General features: G+C 43.4%; 9 protein-coding genes. 5 read left to right on the forward strand and 4 right to left on the reverse strand.

Features of this window, described 5'->3' with window-relative positions; genetic code table 11:
• Positions 1–242 precede the first annotated feature (242 nt).
• On the forward strand, positions 243–1,607 hold the full coding sequence (locus HYR79_12140) for an acetyl ornithine aminotransferase family protein (protein MBI1822448.1): 1,365 nt from the start codon (positions 243–245) through the stop codon (positions 1,605–1,607).
• Between the two features lie 157 nt (positions 1,608–1,764).
• Here HYR79_12140 and HYR79_12145 read toward each other — a convergent pair whose 3' ends face one another.
• Positions 1,765–3,258, reverse strand: a complete 1,494-nt coding sequence (locus HYR79_12145; GenBank protein ID MBI1822449.1) for an aldehyde dehydrogenase family protein — start codon at positions 3,256–3,258, stop codon at positions 1,765–1,767.
• A 179-nt stretch (positions 3,259–3,437) separates the two neighbouring features.
• Positions 3,438–4,175 (reverse strand): NAD-dependent deacylase, encoded by a 738-nt coding sequence (locus tag HYR79_12150; protein ID MBI1822450.1) that lies wholly within the window; start codon positions 4,173–4,175, stop codon positions 3,438–3,440.
• Between the two features lie 186 nt (positions 4,176–4,361).
• Between HYR79_12150 and HYR79_12155 the strand changes: the two genes are divergently transcribed.
• The 4 genes from HYR79_12155 to HYR79_12170 all read left to right on the forward strand — a co-directional run bounded on the left by HYR79_12155 (position 4,362) and on the right by HYR79_12170 (position 8,396).
• Entirely contained in the window at positions 4,362–5,570 is a 1,209-nt protein-coding gene (locus tag HYR79_12155; GenBank protein MBI1822451.1) for an anaerobic glycerol-3-phosphate dehydrogenase subunit C, read from the forward strand.
• Positions 5,571–5,778: 208 nt separating this feature from the next.
• Positions 5,779–7,017 carry a hypothetical protein gene (locus HYR79_12160; GenBank protein ID MBI1822452.1) on the forward strand — a complete coding sequence of 413 codons (1,239 nt, stop codon included), beginning with the start codon at positions 5,779–5,781 and terminating at the stop codon, positions 7,015–7,017.
• Positions 7,018–7,204: 187 nt separating this feature from the next.
• On the forward strand, positions 7,205–7,990 hold the full coding sequence (locus tag HYR79_12165) for a hypothetical protein (protein ID MBI1822453.1): 786 nt from the start codon (positions 7,205–7,207) through the stop codon (positions 7,988–7,990).
• Positions 7,991–8,108: 118 nt separating this feature from the next.
• Positions 8,109–8,396: a hypothetical protein gene (locus HYR79_12170; GenBank protein ID MBI1822454.1), complete on the forward strand. Its 288-nt coding sequence runs from the start codon at positions 8,109–8,111 to the stop codon at positions 8,394–8,396.
• Here the strand turns inward: HYR79_12170 and HYR79_12175 are convergent.
• Positions 8,389–9,360: an acetyl-CoA carboxylase carboxyltransferase subunit alpha gene (locus HYR79_12175; GenBank protein MBI1822455.1), complete on the reverse strand. Its 972-nt coding sequence runs from the start codon at positions 9,358–9,360 to the stop codon at positions 8,389–8,391. The two genes, HYR79_12170 and HYR79_12175, sit on opposite strands and share 8 nt — an antisense overlap.
• The gene (gene dnaE / locus HYR79_12180; GenBank protein MBI1822456.1) at positions 9,357–12,839 is read right to left on the reverse strand and encodes a DNA polymerase III subunit alpha; all 3,483 of its coding nucleotides are present in this window, start codon (positions 12,837–12,839) and stop codon (positions 9,357–9,359) included. Before dnaE ends, HYR79_12175 begins: the two co-directional genes overlap by 4 nt.
• Positions 12,840–13,337: the final 498 nt, after the last annotated feature.

Raw genomic sequence — 13,337 nt, forward strand, 5'->3', positions numbered from 1 at the left:
GGATAAGCGCTCAATTTCCTGCGGCCAAAGTTTCGTTTATTTTTTTCATACAAAAAATTTACCAATTTACGATTTTTATTTTAGGGGAAACAGAAATAGAATGTCAAGAAAATAAAATTCAAATAGTTTTAAGATTTTCGAAAGAGGCAAAATCTGATCGAAGAGGATCATTTTTGACAAGTTGTCCCCCGGGGGTTAAAATAAAACAAGGCAAGGGAATACAGGGACAGGGGAAAGCGGACATGAAAAAAGGGTTTAAAAAAATAGAAGGGGCAAAAAAAGTTCCAGGTCAAAAAGCTAAAGAGTGGGTTCAACGGGATGAAAAGATCATTTCGAAATCCTTCACACGAAATTATCCTCTTGTCGTTGAGAAAGGCCAGGGAGCTTTTATCACCGACGTGGATCAGAATGAATACCTCGATTTTACTTCCGGACTTGGAACCTGCGTAACCGGGCATTGTCACCCCGAGGTCGTAAGCGTGATTACGGAACAGGCTAAAAAATTAATCCACATGTCAGGGACCGATTTTTATTACACCGCACAAATTAAGCTCGCCGAAGAAATAGCCTCCCTGATGCCCGGCCAGGAACCCCAGAGGGTGTTTTTTAGCAATTCCGGAGCGGAGGCGAATGAAGCGGCCATGAAATTAGCCCGTTATGCCTCAAAACGGTTCCAGTTTATCGCGTTTCAGGGGGCTTTTCATGGAAGAACCATGGGAGCGCTATCGCTAACCGGCAGTAAAACGGTTCAGAGGCAATCCTTTGGGCCTCTTGTTCCGGGGGTGACCCATGTTCCTTATCCCAATTGTTACCGCTGTCCGATCAATCTAAAGTACCCTTCATGCGGCATAGCATGCGTGGATTATATCAAAGACGAAGTCTTTAAGACGACCGTTCCTCCGGAAGAGGTGGCAGCCATTTTCATTGAACCGATTCAAGGCGAAGGGGGTTATGTCGTTCCGCCTATTGATTTTTTTATCAAGTTGAAGAAACTGGCGGATGAATTTGGAATTTTATTAGTCACGGATGAGGTTCAATCCGGTTCCGGGAGAACCGGAAAGTTTTTAGCCATCGAGCATTTTAACGTAACCCCTGATATCGTGACACTGGCAAAGGGGATTGCGTCAGGAATGCCGTTGGGCGTAACGGTTTCAAAAGCCTCCTTAATGACCTGGGGACCGGGATCTCATGCCAACACCTTTGGCGGTCACCCGATTTCTTGTGTCGCGTCCAGTAAAACCCTGGAGTTATTAAAAAACGGGTTAATGGAAAATGCGACAAAGATAGGAGATTATCTTCTCGGCCGTTTGAAAGAGATGAAAGAAAACCACTGTTTGATAGGCGATGTTCGCGGAATCGGGTTGATGATTGGCATCGAATTGGTAAAAGACCAGGAAACAAAAGAGAGAGCCATCTCAGAACGGAACGAGATCGTTCAGGCCTGTTTCCAGAAGGGTCTTCTAATCCTCGGGTGCGGACAAAACACGGTTCGGCTTATTCCTCCTCTGGTCATTACCCGGGAAGATGCAGATATTGCTTTAGGGTTATTTGAAGAAAGCTTAACCGAAGTCGAGAAAAAAAGCGTTAAATTAAGAGAAGTCGTCTGATTTCCGAATGCGGAATGCGAGGTAATGGCAGGGGGTGTCAGTCACAGCGACCTCTTCGAAGTTTGATTACCCTTCCAAAATATAAAAATATTGAATCGTGGTAAACTTCGGAGCCGGAGCAGGGAGTGACACCCCCTGCCATTACCTCGCATTCAAGTTACTCTTTATCAATTTGAGCTTTTTGCAATTTCCCGGAGAAATCCCGGTAAATGACCTTCCATTTGGTATAGTTATCGAGGGACCCCCCTCTTCCTCCGGCTTCTCTTGGACCGAAGCCGGTTTTTTTGGTTCCTCCGAAGGGTAACTGAATTTCGGCGCCGATGGTGGAAGCGTTAATGTAAACAATTCCTGTATCAAGATCCCGTTCTGCCAACGCGGCATAATTAACGTTCCGAGTGTAAATCGCCGAAGAAAGCCCGTATTCCACCTGGTTTGCGATTCGAATAGCTTCTTCGAGGTTTTTTACTTTTAATACGGCAACCACCGGGCCAAAAATTTCCTCATTCGCAATACGCATGTCGGGCGTGACATTTATAAAAATAGTCGGCTCGATAAAAGTCCCTTTGGCACACGCTCCTGACCGATAACATTTTCCTCCCAGAATCAATTCCGCCCCTTCCTTTTTTCCGATTTCAATATAAGCAAGAATTTTTTCATATTGCGATTTATTGATGACTGGACCAACCTGGGTATTTTTTTCCAAACCGTTCCCGATTTTAAGTTGGGAAGCTTTATTCTTGAATTTTTTAACAAATGGGTCATGAACGGTTTCATGAACAATGACGCGGCTGGCGGCGGTGCATCGTTGACCGGTGGTTCCGAATCCTCCCCAGATTGCCCCTTCTACCGCCAGATCCAGATCGGCATCTTCCATGACAATAATGGGATTTTTCCCGCCGGTTTCTGATGAAATGGGTTTGTGAAGTGTTCCGCAGATCGCTTCTAACTGCACCCCTGTCGCAGACGAACCGGTAAACGAAATAGCCTGAATATCAGGGTGTTTAATGATCGCTGTTCCGACAACACTCCCTTCGCCATGAACCAGATTCAGCACCCCTTTAGGGACGCCCGCTTCAATCAGGATTTCGATAAATTGGGCGGCACAAACCGGGGTGTAACTCGACGGTTTGAATACCACCGTATTTCCGCATACGAGGGCGGGAAAAATCTTCCATGACGGGATCGCAATGGGAAAATTCCAGGGGGTGATTAATCCAAAAACCCCGATGGGAACCCGCACCGATTTTGCATCCTTATCCGGGAGCTCCGAAGGAACTGTTTCCCCGCTTAAACGCCGGCCTTCGCCTCCCATAAAATAAGCCATATCGATTGCCTCCTGAACGTCTCCCAGGGCTTCAGGCAGGACTTTTCCCATTTCACGGCAGACCAACTCTCCCAGACGCTGCTTGTTTTTCTGAAGAAGCTCCGCGGCCCGAAATAGGATTTCTCCTCTTTTTGGCGGTGGAATCAACCTCCATGATTGAAAGGCCGCTTTTGCGGCTTTCGCCGCTTCATCAACATCGTCGGCGGAGGAGGCGGGGAGGGTGCCGATGATCTCATCGTTATCGGCCGGATTGATGCTGTCAAAGGTTTTCCCTGATTTGCCTTTGATCCATTTACCGTTAATATAATTCAAATATTGATTTTTCATCATATTTCCTCACAACATAATAAACTTGAGTAGAATAATCTCATACAAACGTAAAAATAATTGTGACATGTTTCTTGTAGGGGCAACCCCCCGTGGTTGCCCAGGGCAGGCACAGGGACCTGCCCCTACGATGAAATACAAGAACATTTAATACGTTTGTATTAGTCAGGCGATAAAACCTATTGAATGAGTAATGGCAAAATATCCTTTGCCTTCCCTAAAATAGTGATATCCATGTTTTCAGAAATAGGTGTCTCTTCCAGATTAATTTCGACAACGTAGGCTCCGCTCTGTTTTGCAATACCGGCGAAAGAAGCGGCCGGATGAACGACACCGGAGGTTCCAATGACCAACAAGACATCGCTGTTTTCTACCGCGGCATACGATTTTTCCATGTCAATATCGTCTAACTGTTCGCCAAACCAAACAATATGGGGCCGCAATAATCCTCCGCATTCTTTGCAGGTGGGAAGAATATGAATCGGAACATCAAAATCGAATGAGATCCGGTGACACCGGGTGCAGCGGACTTTCCAAATATTACCATGGATTTCAATCGGATTGGTGCTTCCGGCTTTTTCATGAAGGCCATCGACGTTTTGAGTGATTAAATGAAAACGGGTAAAAAGTTTTTCTAACTCGGCAATGATATAATGCCCGGCGCTTGGTTCCCTGGCCGCGATGATTCCACGTCTCCAATCATACCATTCCCATACCAGGAGGGGATTTTTTGAAAAAGCCTCCGGTGTTGCCAATTCCTCGGCCCGGTATTCTTTCCACAAGCCGTCTTTACCGCGAAAGGTGGGGATTCCACTGTCCGCAGATAAGCCAGAACCGGTTAACACGGTAACCGTATTCGCCTTTTCCAGTTTATCTTTAACCTGCCTAACTTGATTTTGATAATCTTTAACGTTCACACGAGGAGTTTACAAAATAAACTCGACGGATTTCAACTTTATTACTTAAAACGGTCATCCATTCACGACTATTTAATCCTTGACAGTTATTTGGTGTTAAAAATTTTCCCTTATGATTAGATTGACCTTCCAAACAAACCAAGATACGATTATTCCGTCACACCTTGATTCCATATAAGAGAACCTTTGAAACCCTCGGAAAACACCTTAAAACTTCACGAGACACTTGAATATTGCTACGGATGCAACCAATGTATTTCATTTTGTCCGTTTTATCCCAACGTATTCCCCATTCTTGAAGAAGAGAACCGGGAGAAAAAACCATTATTGGCTCAAAAAATAGATCCTATTTTAAATCTTTGTTATGACTGCAAACTTTGCAGTACAGCCTGCCCGTTTGAAAAAGACCTTCCTCACGACGTGTTAATGGTGAAATCCGAGTATTTTGAACAAAATGGAAAATCTTTTTTGACCTGGCTTTTCGGAAACATTGACCTCGTTCAAAAATGGGGGGCTGGATTTTCGGGAATTTCGAATTTATTTTTGACAGATCGGCTGCTCAGATCGGTTCTCGAAAAAATGGTTGGCCTTCACAAAAACCGGATTATGCCCCGGTTTTATCGGCAAACCTTTCTTAAATGGTTTAAAGGTCATCAGAAGGAACTTCCTCTCGTTCAGTCAAAACGGAAAGTGGCCTATTTCTTCGGCTGTTTTACCAATTACCATCGTCCAGAGGAAGGGATGGCCGCAGTAAAAATTCTTGAAAAAAATGGAATAGAGGTCGTCATTCCCAAACAGATCTGTTGCGGGCTTCCTCAATATTCGGAAGGGGATATGGGCGGGATTTTGAAATTTGAAGAAAATATTCAAAACCTCATCCCGTGGATCGATGAAGGATATGATATTGTGGTGACATCGGTTCCCTGCAGTTTAACGCTTAAAAAAGAGTATCCAGCCCGGATCAATTCTGATCTTGCTATCAAAGTTGCGTCGCATACTTATGATATCAGTGAATATCTGTTTAAACTTGAGCAAAACGGTGAATTAGCGATACCAGAGTCCCCGGTAAATACGAAAATTGCCTATCATGTTGCCTGTCATTTGAAAGCCCAGGAAATCGGTTATCCCGCGTATGAATTATTAAAACGGGTTCCGGGTCTCACCAGAGAATTCGTGGATAGGGGATGTTGCGGGCTTGCAGGAACGATGGGATACCATAAAGAAGGTTTTGAGTTTGCCCAACAAATAGGCAAACCGATGATTGACGGCATTATTTCTACTCAAGCCTCGGTAGCAGTAAGTGATTGTCCAAAATGCAACCTGCAAATCAAGCAGGGAACAGGAATGGAAGCCGTCCACCCTCTTGAGATTTTTCTCAAAGGCTATAAAAAGTAGATCCCAACAAGCAAAGAGGAGCCTCCGAGCTTGCTTTGGAAGCGTTTTCACAGCGGACATAAGTTTTTTAAATCCGGCTCTGCCGGTGAAGGGGGCGACGCAAGCCCCTATTAATAGGTGACAAAAAATGTCCATTGACTTATTATTTTACTGTCACGTAGTATCACTAAATTCCTCAGTTTAAATTCTTTTGAAACGGATATTTTGAATGCTTTTAAGTAAAAGCTCATCCTTTATTTTTCTTCTTGTTCTGGTCGTCGCGATCGTGCTGTTATCTGGATGTGGAGGTTCCAATCAAAGTAACGCCGCACCTGATATTACTTCACAGGTCCAGGGAATCGTCAATGACGCTCCTATTCAGGGAGGTACCGTTACCCTGTATAAGTTTGATACCGGCCAGAAAAACGACCTTGGCATTTTAGGTACTGCAAAAACAGACGACCAAGGACACTTTTCGATGACAATTAAAGGATATTGGGGCCCAGTTGATGTTGAAATAACGGGAGGAAGCTATATTGACGATGCGACAAACGCTGTTGTAAATGTTGATTCCGGGCAATATCTTTCAGCCGTCAAAAATATTAATCCAGGGGAAAATATCGGAAGTTTAACGATTACTCCACTTACAACGCTTGCGGCAGGAATTGCTCAAGGGAAAATCAACAAAGGGATGGCTATTTCAAGTGCAATTGACGATAGTAACAGTATGATCTCTCAATTACTTGGCATAAAAGACATCCTTTCAACTGTTCCGGAAAAACTGACTGTAGGAAAAATTAATTTTTCGGAGTCGGCGGAGTATGGTCTTTTATTAGCCGGGTTATCTCAAATGGCATCACAAATTTCAGGCGTAAATGGCGCCAAGTTACCGAGAGTGACCTCAATCCAATTGGCCGATGCCATGGCAGACGACGCCCTCGATGGTATCCTGGATGGAAAACAAAATGGGCTGCAGATTTCCTTTGGATCTTATACACTTGATTCTTACAATTATCGGTCCAAACTTTGTCAAGCTGCGGTTTTATTTTTGTCAAACCCAAATAATCTTTCAGGTCTGGGTTGGAATGATGTGATCAACTCATTAAACTCGATTGCCAACGCGACGAGTTTTCTTTTTCCTTCAAGTGATGGGGCAAAACCGATTGATGGGAATCCTCCAGTTGTTACTTTAAGTTATACACAAATTTCGCTGACTCTTTATTCAATCACGGCACAAGCAACAGATGATCTTTCTGGAATCGCAAGTTTAACTCTTACGCCATCATATTCATCTCCTGTCCAGGGACAACCTGGAAATACTTCAACTATCACTTTAACTTATGACTTAACAACTATACCGTTACATAGTTCTTATTCTTTTACAGTTGTCGCTATTGATAAAGCTGGTAACAGAACTCCGGTTTCAAGCCCGACCTATATTAATTGTTATAGTTGTATAACTCGTTGAAATCAAGCATTTTTTTACCAACAAGTGAACCCATCAGTAAATCAGATAAGTTCGTAAAAAGAGTTTCTTCAAATTACATTCCTAAAGTTGTCGGTTTGAATGTCGTAACTTTTTTAAAAAAAAAGTGTTTAACTAAATCTAAGCTTCTTAAAAGAAATTGATTTGACAATGATCTTAAGTGAACCCTATGATTGAATTGTTACATAAAGATGCACTCTTTTTTATTATTGAGGTGATGATGAAAAAACTTAAAAAATTGGTATTTCTTTCATTAATTTTGTTAACTTTTTCTTCTGTAACTGAAGCCTCAGTTGGACCTTATTTAAGTTTTGATATTGGAGGATACAGCCGTAGACTAGAAGAAACGAATCCTAATTTTGCCAACAGCTTAAAATTCTTTGGCACGGCAGATTCAACTCGGTTACTAGCAAAACTTGGAATGGATTTAAACTTCTTGGATATTTATGCGACAGTTGGAGGATCAACGTTAATTATCGATGATTTTGATAGTTACCATGGGAAAATGGGTCTAGCATATGGTGGAGGGCTAAAACTTGTAATGTATGAATCTCCAACTTATGAACATTTTAAACTTTTTATAAATCCAGACGTGATTTATTATAAAACAAACGATACCATTCAAACGTATTCTGTCTCTGCAGGAGCCTTTTTGACTCAAAACCACGAAATATCTTTCACAGAATATGGAATCAAAGTCGGTGGGTCAGCGCAGTATGACCTGTTTGAGCCTTACGGGGGAATAGTACTCTCTTCTTTATCAGGTCAGGAAACAGCAGTGTCAGGGCAGGATATATGGAGATTTGGAACTGCTGACATCAAAGAAAGAGATAATTTTGGTTTGTTTTTGGGAGCCAATATTTATTTTGACCCTAGTGGCCGGTCTTCTCTGTTTGTTGAAACCGGTGGGGGGGATAGTGGTTATTTTAAGGTGGGAATTAAAACCAGGTTTTAAAATAAGTGGAGCAGCCGGCTTTGCCGGTGCGGAACGCGGGGTTCGGGGGCATCGGAGGATTTCACGAAGTGAAACCACACGGGCCCCTGAATATTAGTTAAATGGAAACGAGGTGTCCATGCGATTAAATCTAACGAAAAAACTGATCACGCTTAGTTTAGGTCTTTTTTTGGGCCTTTCTTCCTTTACCCTGACAGCCTGCGTGCCGACACACACAAGTTTATTGCTGGATTACAGGTATCCGCGTCCTTATCCCTATGACTACTATAATGATTATTATGGCCCTTACTACTATTATCCCAGACCCTACAGGTACAATTACGACGGATATTATTATTATCCCCGGTTGAGAAACTATCCCTATATTGTGCCTGCGCCTAGACCGCCGGGGCGAATGATCAAATAGCCCGCTGAGAGGTATTTTCCAGATAAGGCCCTAATTTCTTAAATTTTTCATAACGTAACGCGAGTCTTTTTTCTGGCGGGATACTTTCTAAAAGAGTCAGGTGGGTTTCAATGCATTTGGCACAGGTTTCAGCCATTTCTTTGGGATTCCGGTGGGCGCCTCCCAGCGGTTCAAGAAGAATTTCATCGATCACCTTTCCCTGATAAAGCTCCTGGGCCGTCATTCTCAAGGCTTCAGTCGCTTCTTTCATTTTTCCGCTTTCTTTCCACAAAATTGCGGCACACCCTTCAGGGGAAATGACAGAAAAAACCGCATGTTCCAGCATGATAATCTTATCGGCAACGCTAAGGGCTAAAGCGCCTCCGCTTCCGCCTTCTCCAATAACAATCGAAATTATCGGAACGGATAAGCGGGACATCTCAAACAGGTTTCGTGCGATGGCTTCCGATTGGCCCCTTTCTTCAGCTCCTATTCCCGGAAAAGCACCGGGCGTATCAACCATGGTAATGACCGGAAATTTAAATTTATCCGCCATTTTCATCAGTCGAAGAGCTTTTCGATATCCTTCGGGATTCGGCATTCCAAAATTTCGTTGGACCCGCTCTTTTAAGGTTTTTCCCTTTTGATTGCCCACAAAAACAATGGTTCTGTTTTTAAATTTTGCCAGCCCGCCAATAATCGATTTATCCTCGGCGCAAAGCCTGTCTCCATGAAGTTCCATTGGATTTTCAAAAATTACCTTGATGTAATCTAAAAAAGTAGGGCGGATGATATGACGGGCAACTTGAACCTTTTGCCACGGGGTCAATTTCGAATAAATTTCGAAAAGAGCCTGTTTTGACCTCTTTTGAAGTTTGGAAATTTCCTCCAGAACCTTGCCCTCGGGATTTGGGATTTCCTTGAGTTGAACGATTCGTTCTTCGATTTCAATTAAAGGTTTTTCAAAATCTAAATATTCAGTCATGAAATTTCCTGTTTATAAGTAACCTGAACATTTTCCCGCCCAAAAAGTTGAAACAACTCATCCATTAAGCTCTCCGTTACCATTAACGTGTAAGAAGAGCTTAATAAAATATAATATTCTTTTTTTTCAGGAGTTACCAGCCTTAAATACACCGGCGCCTCTCCAGGATATTTTATCAAGACATTTCTCAAGGCGTTAATATCCTCTTCGTCTTTTACGTCAGTATCCATAGAAATTTCGATTTGAGGATGTTTCCGGGGCAGGGTCTGCAGTTTTTCAATTTTAGTTAATTTCAGTTTAAGCCCTTTTTCACCTTTGTCGACTGTTCCCGAAAAAATTAATGGATGTTCCATATCGAGAAAGTGGGAAGAACTCCGGTAAAGTTCGGGAAAAACAATTCCTTCGATCGTTCCGACGAGATCCTCGATTTTTAAATAGGCCATCGGATCTCCTTTTTTGGTCCGGGTTACTTTCTTACTGCTGATCAAACCGGCAATTCTGACCTCAGCGCCATCTTCCCGTTCTTCAATCGTAATGGAATCGGCGAGAAAATACCTTTTTAAATCCGACTCGAATCGGGCAAGCGGATGACTGGAGATATAAAACCCTAAACTTTCTTTTTCCATTTTCAGCAGGGTGACTTCATCCCATTCCGGGATATCGGGCGAGGTGGAATTTGTAAAAGGGTCTTCTTTTTGATCTAAACCGGTGTTATTCACCATTCCCAGGGAGCCGAATAACCTTTCCTGACCGACCTCTTCCTCTTTTTGGTAGAGGTTACCCTCCTCCATGGCTTTTTCCAGGAAGGCCATCTGCTGGGCACGGTTTCCTGAAAGATCCGAAAGAGCGCCTCCTTTAATCAATCCTTCAAACACCCGTTTATTAACCTTCCTGAGATCAACCCTTTTACAGAGTTCAAATAAAGAATGAAATGGACCTTCTGTTTTTCTGTTGGAAATAATGGCTTCTATCGCCGCTGAACCAACGTTTTTAACTGCTGCCAGCCCAAACCGAACCCCTTCGTCGGAAATGGTGAAATCATGTTCGCTCTGGTTCACATTGGGGGCAAGAATTCTAATTCCCATGCTTTTACATTCAGACAAATACTGGACAATTTTATCGGGGTTGCCCATTTCGCTCGAAAGAAGCGCAGCCATAAAGGGGATAGGGAAATGAGCCTTTAAATAAGCGGTTTGATAGGTAACCAGCGCATAGGCTGCGCTATGGGACTTATTAAACCCGTACCCCGCGAAATAGGCCATTAAATCGAAAATTTTCTCCCCTTTTTTTTCAGGAATTTTATTTTTTTTCGCCCCTTCAATAAAAATTGTTTTTTGTTTTTCCATTTCTTCGGGAAGTTTTTTTCCCATGGCACGCCGAAGCAGGTCAGCTTCGCCCAGGCTGAAACCGGCAAGCACATTGGCGATTTTCATAACCTGCTCCTGATAAACGATCACGCCATAGGTTTCTTTTAGAATATCTTCCAGAAGAGGATGTTCATAAACAATTTTTGTTTTACCCCTTTTTCTTTTGATAAAATCATCCAGCATTCCGCTTTGAATAGGCCCCGGTCGGTAAAGAGCAAGGAGCGCAATTAAATCTTCAAACCGTTCCGGGTGCATTTTAATGAGCAGGTCAACCATGCCCCGGCTTTCGAGCTGGAAGATGCCAGATGTGTTTCCCTTGCAGAGAAGAGAGAAGGTCGCCGAATCATCCATCGAAATCGCGCTGATATCCAGGGGGTGATTTCGTTGAATAATTTTCTCGGCTTCACGGATCACAGTCAGTGTTCTTAAACCGAGGAAATCAAACTTGACCAAACCAATCTTCTCGATATCTCCCATTGAAAACTGGGTGACGATTTCGTCATGGGTGCCGCGATAAAGAGGAACATGTTCTATCAACGGCTTATCTGAAATCACGATGCCAGCGGCATGCGTTGAAGCATGCCGGGCAAGTCCTTCCATGGATTGGGCCCGGGTCATTAATTCCAGGATCTTAGGGTCGCTTGCCATAAGTTCCTTAATTTTCGGCTCGACTTCCAATGCTTTTTCCAAAGTAATATTTAACTCGTTGGGAACCAGCTTGGCCACTTTATCGACCTCGGCATAAGGGATATCCAACACCCGGCCAACGTCCCGAATGGCCCCTTTGGCGGCCATGGTGCCAAACGTGATAATTTGAGCGACATGATCGGCGCCATATTTATTGACCACGTATTGAATCACTTCTTCGCGGCCGTTAACGCAAAAGTCCATATCGATATCAGGAAGGGATACCCGTTCTGGATTTAAAAACCGTTCAAAGATCAAGCCGTAAATAATAGGATCGATGTCCGTTATTTTGAGGGAGTAGGCCACAAGACTTCCGGCGGCAGAGCCCCGGCCCGGGCCGACCGGAATTTGATGGGTACGGGCATAGTTAATAATATCCCACACGATCAGGAAATATCCCGAATACCCCATTTTACCCAACATCGCAAGTTCATCTTCCAGGCGCTTTTGATAAAGGGGATGTTGGGAAGGATCAACCTTTTTCAATCTTTCCTGTAAACCGTTACGGGCCAGCTCATTTAGATAACTTTCTCTTGTATAGGCCTCAGGAACCTCATATTGGGGCAAATAGGTCTTTCCGGAAGTAAGTTTTACCTTCCCCGCGCATCGTTCCGCAATAAGGAAGGTGTTTGACAAAGCTTCCGGCACTTCTTTGAAGAGACTTTCCATCTCTTCGCTTGATTTAAAACAAAGCTGATTGGTTTGAATCCCCAGGTGATCTTTTTGGTTGAGGGTTCGTCCGCTGGAGAGGCAGTGCAAAATTTCCAAAGAAAGCGCGTCTTCCTCTTTTAAATAATGACAGTCGTTGGTAGCGATCAGAGGAAGAGAAAGCTTTTGGGAAAGTTTAATCAGCTCCGGGTTGACTTTCTTTTGTTCAGGAAGATTGTTATCGCAAAGTTCGAGGTAAAATCGATCGTTTCCAAAAATTCGTTGATACTCCGCTGCCGCTCTGGTCGCGTTTTCAACCTGTCCACGTTCCAAAAGATAGGGGATTTCCCCCTTTAAGGATCCGGAAAGGGCAATTAGCCCGTCCGAATTTCGGGACAGGAGTTCAAGGTCAATCCGGGGTCTATAATAAAAACCTTCCACATGAGCCAGGCTGACCAGCTTTAGCAAATTTTGGTAACCGGTTTGGTCTTCAGCCAACAAAACCAGGTGATAAAAGGGGGTCGTGAGGCCGCCATTATCTTTAATCAGACGGCTTTTTGGGGCAACAAACAATTCACAGCCGATAATCGGCTTGATCCCTTTTTTCTGGGCGGTCAAGTAAAACTCCACCGCTCCAAAAAGGTTTCCATAATCGGTAATAGCGACAGCCGGCATTTGATATTCTACAGCCTGTTTAATAAGAGCATCGATCTGGATAGAAGCTTCCAGAAGGGAATACATGGTATGGACATGAAGATGAATAAAAGGTGTTGTCATAAAAAAGCGGGTCTCTATTTTGTTTCGATTTTAACTTTTCCACATATAACGGTCAAGCGGTAGATGAGTCCCAGGAACAGAGATAGGATTTGTAACTCCTTGTTTTGCCTGTCATCGCGAGTATCCGTAGGGTGCGTGGCGATCTCGATTCAAGATAGCGAGATTGCTTCACTTCGCTCGCAATGACAACTTTCTATCGTTGTTCTAGGAATCGCTATTATTGTTGCTATTTCCGGGACTTTTGTTGTAAAGGGGACTGAAATTTAGAATAAATGACATTTTAGTTGCGCTGGCCCAGCCATGGAAGAGTGATTCCGAGCATCACATAAAACAAAAAAAATAATTCAGGCCATCAATCTAACCTGACTTTCTCACTTGAAGGGGTTTTGAAAACTTAAGTCATTGAATTTTTGAGAAATTATTTTGTAGGTCTCCACTACAAGACTGCCTCCGTTTTGTCCTTGCTGGGTGTTGAGATACGGGGTGATGGTTGAGGAG

It is taken from the genome of Nitrospirota bacterium (assembly GCA_016178585.1).
GTDB lineage: Bacteria > Nitrospirota > Nitrospiria > JACQBW01 > JACQBW01 > JACOTA01.

Excerpts from the sequence above, each read along its gene's own strand:
- HYR79_12140 (MBI1822448.1), top strand. The coding sequence starts at position 243 with ATGAAAAAAGGGTTTAAAAAAATAGAAGGGGCAAAAAAAGTTCCAGGT.
- HYR79_12145 (MBI1822449.1), bottom strand. The coding sequence starts at position 3,258 with ATGAAAAATCAATATTTGAATTATATTAACGGTAAATGGATCAAAGGC.
- HYR79_12160 (MBI1822452.1), top strand. The coding sequence starts at position 5,779 with ATGCTTTTAAGTAAAAGCTCATCCTTTATTTTTCTTCTTGTTCTGGTC.
- HYR79_12165 (MBI1822453.1), top strand. The coding sequence starts at position 7,205 with ATGATTGAATTGTTACATAAAGATGCACTCTTTTTTATTATTGAGGTG.
- HYR79_12170 (MBI1822454.1), top strand. The coding sequence starts at position 8,109 with ATGCGATTAAATCTAACGAAAAAACTGATCACGCTTAGTTTAGGTCTT.
- HYR79_12175 (MBI1822455.1), bottom strand. The coding sequence starts at position 9,360 with ATGACTGAATATTTAGATTTTGAAAAACCTTTAATTGAAATCGAAGAA.
- dnaE (MBI1822456.1), bottom strand. The coding sequence starts at position 12,839 with ATGACAACACCTTTTATTCATCTTCATGTCCATACCATGTATTCCCTT.